The 16,443-nt window shown below is 49.2% G+C and carries 22 protein-coding genes; 8 read left to right on the plus strand and 14 right to left on the minus strand.

Features of this window, described 5'->3' with window-relative positions; all coding sequences use genetic code 11:
• Window positions 1–32: 32 nt before the first annotated feature.
• On the minus strand, window positions 33–1,217 hold the full coding sequence (locus tag ACV3PA_RS10615; protein ID WP_456124657.1) for a hypothetical protein: 1,185 nt from the start codon (window positions 1,215–1,217) through the stop codon (window positions 33–35).
• A 21-nt stretch (window positions 1,218–1,238) separates the two neighbouring features.
• On the minus strand, window positions 1,239–1,835 hold the full coding sequence (locus ACV3PA_RS10620; RefSeq protein ID WP_456124658.1) for a hypothetical protein: 597 nt from the start codon (window positions 1,833–1,835) through the stop codon (window positions 1,239–1,241).
• 148 nt (window positions 1,836–1,983) lie between these two features.
• Between ACV3PA_RS10620 and ACV3PA_RS10625 the strand changes: the two genes are divergently transcribed.
• Window positions 1,984–2,130, plus strand: a complete 147-nt coding sequence (locus ACV3PA_RS10625; RefSeq protein WP_456124659.1) for a hypothetical protein — start codon at window positions 1,984–1,986, stop codon at window positions 2,128–2,130.
• Between the two features lie 36 nt (window positions 2,131–2,166).
• Here ACV3PA_RS10625 and ACV3PA_RS10630 read toward each other — a convergent pair whose 3' ends face one another.
• Genes ACV3PA_RS10630 through ACV3PA_RS10650 form a run of 5 tightly spaced genes read right to left on the minus strand, consistent with a single transcriptional unit; the run spans window position 2,167 to window position 5,852 of the window.
• Window positions 2,167–2,367, minus strand: coding sequence for a hypothetical protein (locus tag ACV3PA_RS10630; RefSeq protein WP_456124660.1), 201 nt, complete (start codon window positions 2,365–2,367; stop codon window positions 2,167–2,169).
• Window positions 2,358–2,945 (minus strand): PP2C family serine/threonine-protein phosphatase, encoded by a 588-nt coding sequence (locus tag ACV3PA_RS10635; RefSeq protein ID WP_456124661.1) that lies wholly within the window; start codon window positions 2,943–2,945, stop codon window positions 2,358–2,360. The genes ACV3PA_RS10630 and ACV3PA_RS10635 overlap by 10 nt, the downstream gene beginning before the upstream one ends.
• Before the next feature lie 18 nt (window positions 2,946–2,963).
• Window positions 2,964–3,881, minus strand: a complete 918-nt coding sequence (locus ACV3PA_RS10640) for an alpha/beta hydrolase (RefSeq protein WP_456124662.1) — start codon at window positions 3,879–3,881, stop codon at window positions 2,964–2,966.
• 34 nt (window positions 3,882–3,915) lie between these two features.
• Window positions 3,916–5,364, minus strand: coding sequence for a PH domain-containing protein (locus ACV3PA_RS10645; RefSeq protein WP_456124663.1), 1,449 nt, complete (start codon window positions 5,362–5,364; stop codon window positions 3,916–3,918).
• On the minus strand, window positions 5,361–5,852 hold the full coding sequence (locus ACV3PA_RS10650; RefSeq protein WP_410501200.1) for a PH domain-containing protein: 492 nt from the start codon (window positions 5,850–5,852) through the stop codon (window positions 5,361–5,363). The genes ACV3PA_RS10645 and ACV3PA_RS10650 overlap by 4 nt, the downstream gene beginning before the upstream one ends.
• 126 nt (window positions 5,853–5,978) lie before the next feature.
• On the opposite strand from ACV3PA_RS10650, the gene ACV3PA_RS10655 reads away from it, so the two are divergent.
• Complete coding sequence (locus ACV3PA_RS10655) at window positions 5,979–6,434, plus strand: hypothetical protein (protein ID WP_023468294.1); 456 nt, start codon at window positions 5,979–5,981, stop codon at window positions 6,432–6,434.
• A 17-nt stretch (window positions 6,435–6,451) separates the two neighbouring features.
• On the opposite strand, the gene ACV3PA_RS10660 is transcribed toward ACV3PA_RS10655, so the two are convergent.
• Complete coding sequence (locus ACV3PA_RS10660) at window positions 6,452–6,883, minus strand: MarR family winged helix-turn-helix transcriptional regulator (RefSeq protein ID WP_456124664.1); 432 nt, start codon at window positions 6,881–6,883, stop codon at window positions 6,452–6,454.
• 108 nt (window positions 6,884–6,991) lie between these two features.
• On the opposite strand from ACV3PA_RS10660, the gene ACV3PA_RS10665 reads away from it, so the two are divergent.
• Window positions 6,992–7,414 (plus strand): organic hydroperoxide resistance protein, encoded by a 423-nt coding sequence (locus ACV3PA_RS10665; RefSeq protein ID WP_023468292.1) that lies wholly within the window; start codon window positions 6,992–6,994, stop codon window positions 7,412–7,414.
• Window positions 7,415–7,546: 132 nt separating this feature from the next.
• On the opposite strand, the gene ACV3PA_RS10670 is transcribed toward ACV3PA_RS10665, so the two are convergent.
• Complete coding sequence (locus ACV3PA_RS10670; RefSeq protein WP_410503214.1) at window positions 7,547–8,683, minus strand: Six-bladed beta-propeller, TolB-like protein; 1,137 nt, start codon at window positions 8,681–8,683, stop codon at window positions 7,547–7,549.
• Window positions 8,684–8,823: 140 nt separating this feature from the next.
• Between ACV3PA_RS10670 and ACV3PA_RS10675 the strand changes: the two genes are divergently transcribed.
• The 4 genes from ACV3PA_RS10675 (at window position 8,824) to ACV3PA_RS10690 (ending at window position 11,304) form a co-directional block, all read left to right on the plus strand.
• Entirely contained in the window at window positions 8,824–9,900 is a 1,077-nt protein-coding gene (locus tag ACV3PA_RS10675; RefSeq protein ID WP_456124665.1) for a GTP pyrophosphokinase, read from the plus strand.
• Window positions 9,901–9,971: 71 nt separating this feature from the next.
• Window positions 9,972–10,415 carry a MarR family winged helix-turn-helix transcriptional regulator gene (locus ACV3PA_RS10680; RefSeq protein ID WP_053453345.1) on the plus strand — a complete coding sequence of 148 codons (444 nt, stop codon included), beginning with the start codon at window positions 9,972–9,974 and terminating at the stop codon, window positions 10,413–10,415.
• Between the two features lie 73 nt (window positions 10,416–10,488).
• Complete coding sequence (locus ACV3PA_RS10685; RefSeq protein WP_456124666.1) at window positions 10,489–10,974, plus strand: tetratricopeptide repeat protein; 486 nt, start codon at window positions 10,489–10,491, stop codon at window positions 10,972–10,974.
• A gap of 81 nt (window positions 10,975–11,055) precedes the next feature.
• Entirely contained in the window at window positions 11,056–11,304 is a 249-nt protein-coding gene (locus tag ACV3PA_RS10690; protein ID WP_456124667.1) for a hypothetical protein, read from the plus strand.
• A gap of 78 nt (window positions 11,305–11,382) precedes the next feature.
• Here the strand turns inward: ACV3PA_RS10690 and ACV3PA_RS10695 are convergent, their stop codons facing one another.
• From ACV3PA_RS10695 to ACV3PA_RS10715, 5 genes are read right to left on the minus strand one after another with little or no spacing between them, the layout of a single operon-like run.
• The gene (locus tag ACV3PA_RS10695; protein ID WP_456124668.1) at window positions 11,383–12,258 is read right to left on the minus strand and encodes a phosphotransferase family protein; all 876 of its coding nucleotides are present in this window, start codon (window positions 12,256–12,258) and stop codon (window positions 11,383–11,385) included.
• Between the two features lie 51 nt (window positions 12,259–12,309).
• A complete protein-coding gene (locus ACV3PA_RS10700; RefSeq protein ID WP_456124669.1) occupies window positions 12,310–12,867 on the minus strand; it encodes a guanylate kinase in 558 nt (185 codons plus the stop codon).
• Window positions 12,857–13,327, minus strand: a complete 471-nt coding sequence (locus tag ACV3PA_RS10705; RefSeq protein ID WP_456124670.1) for a hypothetical protein — start codon at window positions 13,325–13,327, stop codon at window positions 12,857–12,859. Before ACV3PA_RS10705 ends, ACV3PA_RS10700 begins: the two co-directional genes overlap by 11 nt.
• 22 nt (window positions 13,328–13,349) lie before the next feature.
• Entirely contained in the window at window positions 13,350–14,072 is a 723-nt protein-coding gene (locus tag ACV3PA_RS10710) for a glycerophosphodiester phosphodiesterase (protein WP_456124671.1), read from the minus strand.
• Entirely contained in the window at window positions 14,072–15,550 is a 1,479-nt protein-coding gene (locus ACV3PA_RS10715) for a carboxypeptidase M32 (protein ID WP_456124672.1), read from the minus strand. Before ACV3PA_RS10715 ends, ACV3PA_RS10710 begins: the two co-directional genes overlap by 1 nt.
• 145 nt (window positions 15,551–15,695) lie before the next feature.
• Between ACV3PA_RS10715 and ACV3PA_RS10720 the strand changes: the two genes are divergently transcribed.
• Window positions 15,696–16,325 carry a lipopolysaccharide core heptose(II) kinase RfaY gene (locus ACV3PA_RS10720; protein WP_456124673.1) on the plus strand — a complete coding sequence of 210 codons (630 nt, stop codon included), beginning with the start codon at window positions 15,696–15,698 and terminating at the stop codon, window positions 16,323–16,325.
• Window positions 16,326–16,443 lie beyond the last annotated feature (118 nt).

Genomic DNA, 16,443 nt, shown 5'->3' on the forward strand with positions numbered 1-16,443 from the left:
CGTCTGCTTGATAGCGGACGTGCCGGGTCATTTTATTCTACTTCCATTCGTTCAATCGTGACGACGCCCGGTGGACGATGCGGAAACGTCAACGTCAAGCCGGCAAAGCGGCAGACATCATTTTCGTTCGGTGCTCGGTGCACCCAATTAATCGTCTCTTGCCGCGCTAACGCGTGACGGATTCGATTATCGGCTTGCGTGCGTGAGATGCCACGGCAGTCGACCTGCGTGATATACGTCGCCTCATCCGACTCGATCTGTTGCCAAACCCCGAGAATCAGTTGACCAATCGGACTGACCGGTTGACCGTCCGGTTCACCGCTACTAATGGCATCATCGAGCATCTCGATGACAGCGTCACAGGTCTCACCGGAAGCAAGTAACCGTGTCGAACCTTGTTGTAGGATTCGGTAACGGGTGACACCGTTCTCGAGCCACAACCGTTGCGCGAACGGATTGACCGGAACACCGTGGAAAAACGTCTGTGTCCCGCGCCAAGCAAAACCGAAAGACGGATCGTACACGCGGATCGTATTCATCGCCCGTTCATGGAACGCAGCAATCGTTTGTCGCTCCTTCTCAAGCAAGTGACGGATAGATTGACCGTCTTCAAGAGGCGCCGTCAGTGGTGTCATCGTGAACAGTTCAGATTCCGGTAGCCGATGTGGTGCTAGAATCGTTCCGTCGAAACGGTAGTCGTTCGCCGGTCGTCCAGTGCGTCCGACAGATAAGCGCCATGTCCGTTCTTCCGGCATGAAGGCATAACTTTGGTGCGCAAAAGGTGGGGCGACGAATAGTCCTGGAAACGGATCAAACGTTTCGACCCGAAGGACGTCACCGTCATACCAACACTCTTCAATCAAACGAACGAGCCGTCCGACGGGTGCATTACGGTCTGTCAGGTAACGGCCGGTATTGGCGTGGAAGCCAAGTAAGAACTCGCGCTCTTCTTCTTGAAACGTCACCATCAAGAGTTGAAACAAAGAGGCAATCTGTTGCTCGACGAGTTGCGGATCCTCCTGCGTCTCTGCTTCAAACGCGATCATCTTCCAACCGGATCGTTCATAGAGATGGATCGTCACCGGAAAGAACAGGAACGCACCGTGTGTCGCTTCGAGCTTAACCATGTCCTGCGATGCTAAGCGTTCCGTCAGTAGGGAGAACCCCATACGTTCGAAATGATCTTGCAGTCGTCGTTTCCAATGTGTGAACTCCACGCAACCATCCCCTCTCGCGAATTACGCGCCGCGTTTTCGTAACGGATTCTTCGACCAGTAGATGTAAAGACCGACGAGTCCCGCGATGCCGATGATATAAGACGGCGTTCCACTGACTTGGATCAAGACGTCTGGTGCCGGGAAGACCGTTACGAGCAGTGCCTTGTAGGTTGAGAATAAAATGAAGCTGATGACGAATTGAATCCATACCCTCGGCTTGACTTGCTTGAGCTTTGGTGCCGTGATGACTTGTGACATCGCGTCAATCAAGAACAAGGCGATGATCGAGAAGAACAAGTAATCGATCAAGGCGAATTGGAACAATCCATCGATCCCTTCGATGAAGATGAACATTAAAATCGATGAGACATAGTTTCGTGTCCAGCGCTTTTGCGTTTCTATTCGGTGTCGTTGCGGTAACTCGGCGATCATCTGATCGAGTCGCGCTTCGACGGATACACCGTGCATCTCTTCAAACGGTCGTTGTTTGCGCTGCGCTTCGTAGATATCTGCCCGCAGGCGGTCTTCAATCTCCGTTCGGTCTGGTTCTGCAACATTCAGATTCAATCGCGGTAAAACAGTTTCTAATAGACGTGTGTTGGCTTTCGTTAATTTCAATCGATTTCCCCCTTTTTCATGTTTAAGTATACTGGGTTTTTGGGAAAAATACGTAGTGGAAGTAAAAGATTGCTTGACGAAACGATGAAGAATGTTCAGAATTATTAAAATATAGTGTCGGAATCAGACAGAAAGGACGTGTCGGACTATGCGTCAAACTTTAACGAGCGCCGCCTTGATCACCTTGCTGACAAGCGCGGGCATCGCCTTCCCGTTGGCTGAAGCGAAGCCACCCATTGATCAAGAACCGATCGAACTCGATCAGCAACAGGAACAAACGCCTGAAACAGAATAACAACAACCCGCGCTTAATCAAGAGCGCGGGTTGTTTTCATGTATCACTAGGTTGGGTGACCGTCTCTTCAATCGTGACCGTCCATGTGACGACCGTCGTGCTATCGCGAACGCCATGCGTTTCAATTGTTGAGAGTAGATCAACGACACCACCTGATTGTAAAGTTTCCTCAATCTGCTTTGGTTCAGCGAACGGTGTCCCGGGGCATTCAAGCAGACCGTCCGTCGTTACGAACAATCGATTAATTCGCGGACGCCACGAGTATAACTCGGGACCGGTAAAGCAAATGTATTGGCGCGTCCGATCCATTCGTAGAACTGTCGCTGGTTCAAAGCGGCTTGTTCCATCTTCATTAACTCTGGATGAAACAGATACAAGACGACGTCGCCGACCGATAACCACCAGATGAAGCGTCCTTTTCGAACAGCGATCAGACATGCCGTTTCGCCTTGCAACGTTGTGCAGGCTGCTAAAAAATCTGGGTCTTGAAACAAATCCAACACGGTCGTCTCGATCCGTCCGAATGCTTCAGCAAGTGGGGCATCTAAATCATCTCGGATCCGCGACTCATGTTGTGCCAATTGCTGTAAGACAAGTGCTGCGCTATCTGCTGTCTTGTGGGCATCTAAAACGACGGTCATCTCCCAGTCTTCGCCAATCAAGATGGCAGCACCGTCTTCGTTTTTATACTGACCACTGCTTGAGCAACCACCGAAACGTCCAAGGGTGATTGGACCAAACTGGTCGATTTGTTGTTGATCGACGAACGGTTCGTCGGAACCGACCCAGTAATGGGATACTTGTGTAGTGTGCATGACGACGTCTCCTCTGCTTTACATATCCCGCAAGTATGGCTGCAAGAATAAGCGTAATCGTTTTTCGTAGTTGTTTGGGTCTAGCGTATACGTCTCATCATGCCCGGCATTACGGACCGGGTACAATTGTTTGAGACCGGTTTTTGCTTGATACAGTTCATACATCATCCGGACCGGAACGAGTTCGTCCTTCAGTCCGTGGATGAACATCGTCGGAACACGACTCTTCGTCGCTTGGCGTGTCACGGAGACGTCGCCATAAAAGAAGTCCTGTTCGCCCTTATTCCACATGCTTGCGACTGTCAATGACGGTAGCGCCGGGTAACGAATCTGTTCGTCTGCGAGTAGGCTGAACCAGTCATCAAGCCGGGCGTAAGCTCCTTCAGCGACGACGGCACGGACTTGAGTCGGTAAAGTCTCACCAGTAGCGAGTAAGACAGTCGCAGCGCCAACACCTAGTCCGTGATAGACGATCCGAGTTTCATCTCCGTTTTCAGCAAGCAGTCGCTGCGTCCACTCCAAGACATCGAGTCGATCGAGCCAACCGTAGTTTCGGACCCCACCACTTCGTTCCTGTCCACGTCGTTCAATGAGTAGGACGTTAAACTTAGCATCATGATAATAGCGAGCCAGTGCATAGGCACCAGTCTGCGAAAAGCCGATCTCGTCTGGTACGAGAAGGACGGTCTGTTTGCTACCGGTAGCAGGTAGATAACGACCGAAACGGACGACTCCGTCCTTTGACCATTGTTGTGTCTCGCTCGTTTGTTTGAACCACGTCTCATCTTGGCTCACTTGTTGCTCGCTCGTTGACTTTAAAATCGGAGAGGCGTCTGACTGACCGATCAATGTTTGCTGAATTCGGTATCCGTCATAGACGATATATAATAGCAGACACGTGACGAGCACCACGATGCCGATTCCCCATTTGCGCATGTGATTCGCTTCCTTTCCGACAGTGAGTCTTTCCTTATTCGTCGTCGGTTTCAGCTTCCCCTGCTAGCGGTGTCGAAAGGAACGATTGTTTATACCACCGTTGTAGGGTATCAATATCCGTTCGTTCGAAATAGAGGGCATGAAACGCCGTATTGCCGCGCAGTTGAATCTGAATTCGGGCAATCTCCTTTGCTTCGAGCCAGCGGGAGACAGACCAGGTCAATTCCTCAATCTTCAGTCGTGGCGTATAGACCGTCTCTTTTTGCACCCATTGTTTGCGTAACATCAAGAGATCGTGTCCCGTTCCAAACCGTGTCTTCCGGTAGCCGCTTCGCACAGCCAGATAATAGAACGGTAACCAGATGAACAGCAGCAAGATCAAGAAGCGCCAGGAAGAGTCAAGGAAGATGATCACGACACTGCTCAGTGCAGTAAACAGAAGCGCATAACCGAGCAGCGGCCAACGAACCCGGTAACGGAAGCCGATCGGTGCGACATCATACTGTGGCTTGAACTGGCGAAAGCGCGGCAGGTATGTCGCAAGGAATCCATCGATTTCGTTCGTCCGGATGAATGGATGGAGCAACAGTCGCTCTTTCTCCCCGGTCGCTGAGATGATGTGTAAGGACAGACTCGCCCGACCAATCAAACGCTGAATCCAGCTTTCTTGAATGACGAGGGCTTGAATCTTATCGGCGTGAAATGCGACTTCGGTCCGGTTCAACATCCCGTAGCCGATCAACAAACGATTATGTTGCAACACAGCACGATATGAACCGTATTTTAAGATGTAGACGATGATCGAGCCGACGTAGATGACAAGGAGAACAAGGATACCGAGACCACTCAAGACGAGTAATGACAAATGGGCTAGTTCCGAGAACAGCCGGTCGACATAGCGTTCGATGAATTGGTCGATGAACTGATAAGCAGTTCCGATCCCAACGAGTGCCAGTCCGACGCGTCCAGACAACGCACCTGCTAACGCTAAATCACGGACGGGAATCGTATAGGCGATTTCTTCAGTTTCTTCCTTAGCGACAATGGATCCATCGTTTTTAATCGACGACTTCAGCTCCTTTGCAAAATCGAGCCGGATCCCCTTCAGCTCGACTTCCGGTGTTCCGCTTTCGGACGACGTCTCAACCGTCAACGTCGCGAGACGCAGCAGTCGTTCGATGACGTTTTGCTGGATCCCGATTGACTCGATGCGTTTACGTTGCGTCGTCCGTTCACTTTTTTGAAAAATGCCTTTACGGACACGAATCGTCTCGGCATCAATCGTAAACGTATAAAAGTACCAAGAAGCGATCCCGTAGAGGATGACGAACAACATCCCGACACTGATGCCAATCCACGTATAGGTATTGATCTCCCCTTTGCGGATCGCATTCAAAATCAAGGCGGCAAACGGAATCAGGAGTGAACGGATGATCGAGATGCTCGACATCAAGATGAACAGCGGATGAACGCGCCGTGTCATAACGATTCCTCCTCCCGCTCCTCAAGTTTCGCGAATCGTTCGACTTGTTTGCGCAGATCGTCCCCTTGCGCACGATCAAGACGAGCTAACGTGACGAAGCCGGATGCTGTCCGGACGTCGAGCGTGATCAAGTCGTAGCGCCGCAAGATGGGTCCTGTTTGACTGTCAATCAGTTGCACCTTCACGAGTGGCACCGTCACTTCGCGGCGGAAAAAGATCCCGTTACGAACGATCAGAAATTCCTCATCGATTCGAAAACGCATATACTTCACACGAAGAACGGGTATGTAGACGATACGGGGAATGAAGTAAATGAGCCAAAGCAAAGTAGCGATCCCCATCCACCAAGGCGTCAGGTCGAGCCACATGACTTGGGTGATCGTCGTACCAATCAAGATGATGGCAATCAATCCATGGAGCGGAATCAATCCGAGTCGTTCTGCCCGGATCGAACGTTCTGGCAACGTATGCCATTGTACAGTAGACATCAAAAACACTTCCTTTCGTTTCCATTTACGGTTAAAATCGTTGCTGGGTTTCATTGCAATGGTTGACATTTTGTTCGATTTCATCGCATATATAGAAGTGAAGAACTGTAACACCAAGGAGGAACCATGTTAACTTTTGAAGAAAAACTACGAATTATCGAGACGTTCCCACAACTCGTCCGCAAAGATGTTTCGCTGAAGCGCGTCAATTTCCAATTTCCGGATAGCCAATATGAGAAGAAGAATCTCGTCTATCATTTGCATCCGAACGGAAACGGTTTTGTCTATGCAGCTGGTCTACCAGGATACGAAACAGATGAAAAAGGCTTCGTCAATATCCGTGAATTCTCAGAACCTGCTTTAATCCTCTTATTAGAAGATGCGATCAAAGCGCTCTCAACGGTCCAGTCCGTCGAAACACTTGAAGAAACATGGGTCAATGATAACCAGTTCGAATTGACGTTACTCAATGAAGACATCGACACGTGGCTCGTCTACGCTGGCGATCTCCTCGATGGTGCATTCAACTCGTATAAGGAAGCAGCAAACTATCTTGAAGAAGAAGGCTTCCGCCGCAAATAAGACAATGAGCGATCCGGTTAATCCGGGTCGCTCATTTTCATGACAAGACGGTTGAGTGCCGCTTTGACGACTTGTAAATCTTCTTCGTCAACGTCAAGTGTCCGGACGAGATCAAGCGGAACGCTCTCAGCTCGTGTTCGTAACGCGCGACCGGCGTCCGTCAAAAAGATTTGAATGTGTCGTTCGTCTTCCGGTTTTCGAACCCGTCGCAACAAATCAGCAGCTTCGAGTTTTTTAAGAAGTGGTGTCAACGTTCCGGAATCGAGATGGAGCCGTTCACCGATTGCTTTAAGCGACTGTCCCTCTTCTTCCCAGACGACGAGCATGACGAGATATTGCGGGTACGTCAGACCGAGTGGTTCGAGTAGCGGTCGGTAACGACGCGTGATTTCGCGCGAAATCGCATAGAACGGAAAACAGAGTTGTTCATCTAAGGCTAACGGGTTCATAAAAAATTCCTCCAATCGTGAGCAAACGAGTTGCAATTCGATTTAAATTGTATACAATCTAATTGTAAGCTACTTATTTGATTCTAACAACGAAAGGGAGTTACACACATGAAACCAATGTTCACATCATCTGCAACAGCTGTCGGAGGTCGCGACGGACGCGTCGTATCGGAGGACGGAATTCTTGACGTCGCCCTCGCAATGCCAGTACCAGGATCGAAAAAACAAGCAACGAACCCAGAACAACTCTTTGCTGCAGGATACTCTGCATGCTTTGACTCTGCTTTAAACATGGTCGCTCGCAAACAAGGTATCAAACATGACGGTAGTGAAGTTACAGCGCACGTTACATTAAACGAAGCAGCTGACGGATTCATGCTTTCAGTCGAACTTGACGTTCTCGTCCGTGGGATTTCGGAAGAAGCGGCTGCTGAACTCGCGAAAGTCGCGCATACGGTCTGCCCTTACTCACGTGCGACTGCTGGAAACATCCAAGTCGATGTCTATACACGTACAACTGACGCAGAATAAGTGTAGCATTTCTAGCCAGCCTGAGGTTTACTCTCGGCTGGTTTTTATTTTTTAATGTAATTACGGTGATTGAAATAATTGAATTTTTTATTTGATAAGCGGCTGCTCTCACGACGAGAACAACCGCTTCTTTCATAACTGGTGGACCGATAAGATGACGAGTTCTCCGGACACAGTGACATAATACGCGTCTTCGAACCGATACCGTTCGTTGTGTTCCGCGTCATACACCGTGACCATCGGCTCCGCATCGTCACCGATCGCTTCGTGTAAATAGAAACGTCCCCGTAAGACGCGCTCAAACGGTTCCTTATCAAGGAATCGGGCACCGTTGCGTAAATTGATTACTTCATGATGGTGTTCGGAACGGTCATTGACGATGAAGATCGTCGACTCGACGTCGTCATAGGTGAAATCGAGCGGTTCATAGTCACTCCACTGAATCCGAGCGACCTCTTCGACACTCGCTTCCGTATCGATCCGGTAAAAGACTTCTTCGTTCAGCCGGTCGGTGTAGGCACTAAAAATCAAGTGACCTTCCTGTTCTCCGAGATACTGGACGGTGTCCCCTTCTCCCTCTAACTTTAGTAAAGTTGCAAACGATAAGTGCTCAACGCCTTGTTCAATCTCTTTGATCAAAGTCGGGAGCGGAGCAATCAACAAGCTTTCTGAGTGGTCGATTGGATCTTCCGGTGAGATGACGCCACTTTCAAGCGCGTCATAAAACGAGAACTCGTCAAGCCGAGCATTACAGACGATGTATTCCTTGTCTTCAAGCGTGACGAGAAAGAAATAGAGCTCCCGGTAATTCTCTGTCATCCCGTAAAGCCGTTGATCGCGAATCGTCTGGCGCGATTCATCTGTGACGTCATAAAGAAATGCGGACGTCGTATCCGTCGTCTGCAAGAACACGAGATAGTTTTCATTGAGCACCCAGTAAAGCGTCAAATCCCCTTCGACGTAAAACGAAGCAATCTGTTCCCGTTTACCGGACATCAGATCGATGACGAGCACTTCCGTCTCGCCACCCTGCTCTTGCGTATGTTCATTCAGACAATAGACCTTCCCGTGCCGGACGAACGGACGGGTTGGTCCGTGGTCGGTCAAGGCTTCTGGCGTCAGATCAACCTGTTCCTGATCTTCAAGATCATAGCGGCTAATATGATAGCGGGCGTCATCAAGACGGCGTCGAAAATAGATTGACGACGGGGTGACATGTAAGACATCCATATGATCGGCGGGTAAAGCACGGGCATCCACTATTTCCATTTTCAATCTCCTCCCGGAAGCGTACTACTTGTCTTTTTCCCACGAATCGCACTGCTTCAAACAGGGTCTTGCTGTGCGTTTAACAAAGCAGAGTGCTACAATATGGCTAGATGACTACAGGATGAGGAAGGTGCGAAACGGTGCAATCACAAGATTTAAATACGATGATGCTTGAATATGTCAACGATAAGGAAGAATATGATGCGTACGCCGACAAACTGAAGATGCTCCTGTCTGAGCTACTTGACGCGGCAGGAATCAAATACCACTCGATCGTCGCCCGGACGAAAGACTCTGAAAGTCTGTATCAAAAAGTCTTACGGCAACCGAATAAATACCGTTCGCTTAAGGACGTCCATGACTTGACTGGAATTCGGATCGTCACTTATTTTCATGACGATGTCCGAGAAGCAGCGCGAATCATTGAAAACGAGTTTGCGATCGACCGGGATCAGTCCGTCGATAAGTCGACCTTGCTTGATACGACGGAGTTCGGTTATCTTTCGGTTCACTTCGTCGCGTCACTCAGCGATCAGCGACTGGCTCTAAGCGAATACGGTCGCTTTAAGGACTATACGGCTGAAATTCAAATCCGGTCGATTCTCCAGCACGCCTGGGCAGAGATCGAACATGACCTCGGGTATAAAAATCCGAACAGTGTCCCGGCAGAAGTCCGGCGCAGCTTTAGTCGGGTGGCAGGATTGCTTGAGATTGCTGATCAGGAATTCGTCAACATCAAAAAACAGTTGAAACAATTCGAAGACGAGACCGTTCAACAAATCTTGTCTGATCCACACCAAGTCCGGATCACGGCGGATAACTTGAACTACTTCATCGATCACTCCCCGGTCATTAACGAGCTTGATAAACGGCTCGTCACGTCGCAAATGATGCTTGATTCCGATCAACAATTAATCAACGAATTGATCCGGATGTTCCATTATGTCGATATCCGAACGTACGGGGAATTGATTGAAGCCGTGACGACGCACAGCCCGCTCGCCCTTCGTTGTGCGAAGGTCATGCCGAATCCATTTCTCCCCCGTCAAGGAATCGGGATTGCTTATATCTGTATGGCACTGACAATTGCTGGAGAAGACACACACCGGATCGACTACTTCTTCCGCCGCTTCTACCCAGAGTTACGCAATGTCGAAGAAATCGTCGCTCAAGTCGCCCGTGCTGTCGAAACAGATGATTCAAGAGAAAAATATTGATTAAACTAAAATTTTTCACTATACTAAATCACGAGTGAAAGAAACTACGGTATAGAAAGAGTGAAGGATACATGGCAACTACACTAGAAGTGGCACAACGCGATCAGTTGATCGTTGATACGGAAAAAGGATTACGGATGAACTACCGCGCGATTAAAAAGGACGTGCGCAGCATGTTCACGACGTATTTGACACGCAATGAGTTCTTCATCTTGAAATCACTTTGTGCGAACAGTCCACAAATCGCCTCTGCCCTCTCGCAAGAGTTTCAGTTCTCAGCGAGCATGATCACGGCACTAGCTGACGAATTGACGAAAAAAGAGTTGATTTCGCGCGAGCGTAGCGAACTCGATCGTCGTGTCGTCGAACTCCGGGCAACACCAAAAGGCATCGAGTTATACGAAAAACTCGAGTCGATGAAGATGGATTACCTCGCGGACGTCTTCGAAGACTTCTCGGATCAGGAACTTGAACTGTTCCGGACCCTTTTAACGAAGCTTGAAAAAACAGTCTAAGCTGTTTGATGGAACGGATCCGGTCAAGGACGACCGGGTCCGTTTTTTAGTTGACATAGGAGGAGGAAACGAAATGTTTGATTTCGAAGCAGTTCATCAATTACGAAAGACGGGCCAGTATGAAACAGCAAAAGAAGTCGTCCGTCAGTATGTCGAAATTGCACCTGACGACCCAATCGTCCTCTATCAGATGGCGTGGTGTTACGATAGCCTTGGTGAGGAGCATGCTGCTGTTCCCTACTATGAACAAGCACTAGCGCTCGGTCTTATTGGTGAAGACCGCTTGCAAGCCTATATCGGTCTCGGCAGTACATACCGCGTCATCGGACAGTTTCAAGAAGCGTCAGACGTTCTCCATCGTGCATTGCTTGAGTTTCCGGATGCCCACGCCTTACATGCATTCCTCGCGATGGCAGAGTATAATCTCGGTCAAACCGATCAGGCGGTCGGTCGTTTACTGAAGACACTTGCTACGAAGTCGTCGGATACATCGATCCAGACATTTGACCGAGCACTCCGTTATTATGCCGATCATTTAGACGAGATCGTCAAAGAATGATCAGCAACAGTTGACGATGGATTGGTCTGCACAGCATAATGTAACAGCCAGGGGAACTCGCTTTGGAAGGAAAGGATGTTAATGATGTCATCAAAAAAAGTATGGACAGTAGAAGGATATGAAGAACAAGGTCAAGAAAAACACGGTAAAGCAAGCAAGTCGGAGACATACACGACTGAAGCCGATGCTAAGAAAGCTGCTAAAAAAATGGCGGATCAAAATGATCATCTTGACGTCTATGTTATTTATACGAATACCGTCAATGGTAAAACAGAAGAACAATTCTTTAATTCGAACGGCAAATATAGTGAAGAAGGATTCGAATGGTAATATCTTTTTTCAGTTTAAAGGTTCACTAAAAACAACGGGTTCGTTTCTCCTCAACTGGGAGACGGACCCGTTGTTTTTTTACGCCTCATACCAAAACGGTATGTCGCGTCGAAACCCATCGTGATCCTGAATGAGCCGCTGGACACGTCGTTGCATCACTGGCACCTGGCTTGCATCAAACCGTTTTGTCCAGACAAGTGCTGAGAAGACGACCATTGCCGCGTAAAGACTGTATACTTGCCAAAAGTTAGACGGCACTTCGTTCTTAAAGTATCCATCGATCATGTTACGGGCAAAGACGGGACTAGTCTCGACCTGAAACAATCCGCATTTGACGAAATCATGCCACGGATCACCGTAGTCATGGTTGCCGTAATCAAGAAACGCAGATAGATGTCCGTCTTGCACGAGTAGATTATCGAGATGAACATCGTCATGCTGTAGATGATTCGGACGTCCCTCAAGCAACGGAATGCGTTCGCTGATGAATCGGTCGAGTCGCTCCACCCACTCCGATGTTAGCAAATCCTCAATCGCTGCACGGTAACGATCATGTTTCGCGTGACAGCGTATACTCCAAGACGTCATCTCGCTTGGAGCAGGTACTGCATGGATACGTCTCAATGCTTTTCCTGTCTCCTGACCGAGTGGGGTCGCTAATTCCGGCGTCTCTTGGAGCACGCTTCGGACGGTACGCCCAGAGAGATACGGATAAATACCGTAAGCGATTGTTGCGGTTCGTCCGGTCGCAAGTGGTAAGGCATGAGCGATACCATATTGTTCTGGGATCAACAAGTTCGCTTCTCGTTCATACCGATGACTTGCTGGGTCCATGACAGTCTTGACGATAAAATGATCCGTCGTCGTCTCGATTGACCAGACGGTTTGATCTGATCGACCTGGAAGCCGCTTCACGACCTGAATCGTTTGTAACAATGGATGGTTCGGTAACATAGACACTCCTTTCTGCAGACGAAAAGAGGACGCTCACGTGCGTCCTCTTCGTCATACCTCTGGAATATAACCGGCGATGATTTCAAGCAGATCGGCATACGCCGTCTCAAAATCAATGTTTTCGATCATGTAATCATAATGATCGCGTTCTTTCCACGCTTCCTCGTAATCGACGAGTCGTGCTTCAAACTCCGGTGTATCACCGCGCATCAACAGTCGTTCCTTCATCAAGTCGGGTGGGACGGAAACAAAAATCGTGATCACTTGGTCGTTGAACAAGCGCTTGAAGTTCGCCGCCCCTTTTGGATCGATATCTTTAATGACGATTTGATCTTGTTCGAGAACATCGACGTACGCTTGGCGCGGTGTGCCGTACCACGCCCGATGGACGTGGGCGTACTCGATGAAACCGTCGTCTTGGATCAATTGTTGGAACGTCTTGACGTCGACGAAGTGATAGCTCGCCCCATCGATTTCCGTCGGACGTTTCGGTCGAGTCGTGACCGATGGAATAAATCGGACATGCGTATATTCCGTCCGCAAGCGTTTGATCAGGGAAGATTTTCCGCTGCCCGATCCACCAATCAAGAGAATGATTTTACCTGACATCGTTTTCCCCCTGTTGTTGTGTCGTGAAGTAACCTGTAAAACGAAGCGCGAACTGTTCGAGATCACTGTCGACGACCGTCCCGTAGATCGGTCGAATGACGATCAGGTACCGTTCATATGAGATGATCCGTGATGTTTCATTTCGTGTCATCTGGACCTGTTCTTCCGGATAACTTTCGACGTAGTACCAATCGACCGCAATCCGTTCATCGGACGGTGTCTCGTAGATCCACGTCACGGTCGTACCGTTAGCAGGAAGGGTGCTTTTTAAGGTGAAGCGCTGAATCTGCTTCAATTCACGTTTCGCTGACGCCAGTCCTGTCTTATAGTCAGCCGTGCCCATCGGTGTCGTTGCGACTTGCTTCGGTTTTGGTTCCGGCAAACGGGAAAAACCGAGCTGGAGTCCGACGAATAAGGCAACGAGCGACAAACTAATCACGAAAACGTAGTCCTTACGCATCCCTTCCTCCTCCTTATCCTTTTTATCCTTTAAGTGTATCGCGCATTCCTTTCGGATCATTAACGATGACGGCATCGACACAGATCGCTTGCATCTGTCGGACATCATCCACCGTCTTCGGTGTATAGACGCGGACCGTGACATCTTGCGCGTGAGCAAACGCAACGTCCGCTTCTGTCACCCGTCGATAATCGGGATGGATTCCAGTCGCACCGATCCGAAGGGCCTGTTCTTCCGGATGATAGATCGGATACGGATACAGAATCGCCGTCTCAACGCGTGGATCGAGCTTGCGAATCAAGGCGACCGAATAATGGTTAAACGAACTGAATAGTAGTCGATCTGACGTAATCCCGTGAGCGGCGCAACGTTCGAGGACATAGGCTTCAAGCCCGTCATACCGAATCGTATCCGTCTTCAGCTCGATGTTGAGTCGGAGTGTAGCTGGTGCAAGAATCGTCAACACTTCGTCAAGTGTCGGAATCTTCGTTTTGATCGGATCACCTTTGAAGCGTGCTCCGGCGTCGAGTGCTTGCAGTTCAGCGACCGTCATGTCGACGACGCGTCCTGTTCCGTTCGTCGTCCGGTTGACGGTTTCATCATGAATAATGACGCCGACACCGTCCTTTGAGAAATGGACATCGAACTCGACACCATCGACATCGTCGTCAATCGCAGCAATGATGGCTTCGAGCGTGTTCTCAGGAAACCGCTCACTGACGCCGCGGTGTGCAAACCATAACATTAGAGTGCCTCGACGACGCGTGTGTATTTCTTCGTCAAGTAGTTGACGAGTGGTGCGACCGAAATCGATTGACCCGTTGCTGCTTCAATCAATTCAGCCGGTGTCTTCGATTTTCCGTGACGATGGATGTTTTTCTTCAACCAGCCTTTGATCGGGGCAAGTGTTCCTGCTGCGATCAGACCGTCGACATTGTCGACGTCACGACGAAGCGCTTCGTTTAGTTGTGCCGCGTAGACGAGACCGAGCGCGTAACTTGGGAAGTATCCGAACGAGCCACCTGACCAGTGGACGTCTTGTAAGACGCCTTTGTCGTCACTCGGGACATCGACACCGAGATACTCTTTATAAAGACGGTTCCATTCTTGCGGGAGATCCTTGACTTCAAGTTCATTTGTCATCAGACGTTTTTCAAGTTCATATCGGATGATGATATGGAGCGCATACGTCAGTTCATCGGCTTCAATCCGAATCAGTGACGGTTTGACTTCGTTGACTGCTGCATAGAAGCGTTCGAATGGAACGTCAGCGAGTGACGGAATCGCTTGTTGTAAGCCATGATAACGGGCTTCTAGGAAGCCTTGGTTTCGTCCGATGAAGTTCTCAAAGAACAACGATTGTGATTCGTGGATTCCCATCGATGCACCGTCACCAAGACCGAGTGAATCGAGTTCCGGTTCGATGCCTTGCTCGTAAGTCGCGTGTCCTGCTTCGTGCATCGTGCCGAAGACCGAGTTCCGGTAGTCATTCTCATCGTATTTCGTCGTGATCCGTGCGTCCTTGCGGTTGATTGTCGTCTGGAACGGGTGCACCGTCTCATCCAAGCGACCGGACGTGAAGTCGTAGCCGATATCGCGGAGCCATTCTTGGTTCAAGGCGATTTGTGTCTCGCGGTCTGCTGACCAATCGAGCGTCGGGAAGTCTTTTCCTTCGAGCTGCCCAAGTAGACCGATGATTGCTTGACGAAGTTCAGCAAATAATGGATCGAGTGTCGCGACCGTCATCCCCGGCTCATAGTCATGCAGCAGTGCGTCGTACGGATGCGCGTCATATCCCCAGTACTCGACGAATTTGCGCTCCATCGTGACGATTTTCTCGAGGTATGGCTCAAACATTGACCAATCGTTCGCATCTTTTGCCTTTTCCCAGACACTCTCTGCTTCCGAGATCAAGGTAATGAACGTTTGGTACTCGGCTTCTGGAATCTTCGAGTCGCGGTCAAACGCTTCTTTTGCTTTTGCGAACGAAATTGCCTCAATCCCCGTCAATGTCTCTTGCTCCATCGCCGTGAGTAGTTGCTGGTACGTCGCACCTGTCCGGCGACGGAAGCTCTCCGTCGAAAGGAACCCGATCGATGCTGAACGGTTCGTTGCCCCTTGTTCCGGCATGTATGTCCGCATATCCCAGTAGAGTAATGCGACGGCTTCTTCGTATGCGCGAAGACCATCAAAATGGTCGCGCCATTGTTGTGTTGTTGACATGATTAAAAACCCCCTTGAAGTATGTAACAGTGTAGCATTTTTAGCATATCACATAATGTTCAAAACTTTCACACACAAACGATTTTTGAAACTTTTCCTGTCAGATGAGCGTATAATGGGTATAAGAATTGAAGGAGGAAAGGAAGTGACAACATTGAAAACAGACGCTGAGTTAGCGCACGCGATCCAATTGAAGGAAACAGGTTTGGTTTGTACAATCGATAGTCTTCCGAGTGAACTGGATTTGATTGGAACAGGACGGAGCGCATTCGTCTTTCGAGTCCGGGGAACGGATCGCGTCATCAAGAAGTTTTATCCATCGTTTCGAACGCTTGCTGAGCTCGAGGGTGGCATTTACGCACAATTGACTGATTTTCCGACTTATGCACAAGTCTACGAATATGGTGAGGATTATATCGTGCTTGAATACATTGAAGGTCAAACGTTATTCGAATGTCTCGTCAGCGGGACCTACATCCCGGAATCCGTCTTGACGACGGTCGATACGGCTCTAGCCCAAGCGCGGTCCGTCGGTTTGAATCCGTCAGACATCCACTTGCGAAACATCCTCTTGACGGCGAACGGGACACGGATCATCGACGTCGCTCGGTTCCGGCAGACAGAGCCGTGTACACAATGGGATGACTTGAAGAAGGCGTATCATTATGTATATGCGAAACCATTCTTCCCGAAAAAACTGAGTGAGACCTTCCTCAATACGATTGCTGATGTCTATAAGGGGCGATTGTTCGAGTCGATTCGAAAAACAGGATAATGAAAAAGTGCGCTGGTTCTCCTTTATCGAGATCTAGCGCGCTTCTTTATGTATTCAGATAATACTCGGATAGATGGATCGTCTTTTTGACTCTTTATGTAATAAATTTTTTATAGCT

This window comes from Exiguobacterium sp. EA-TM-5 (assembly GCF_053878415.1).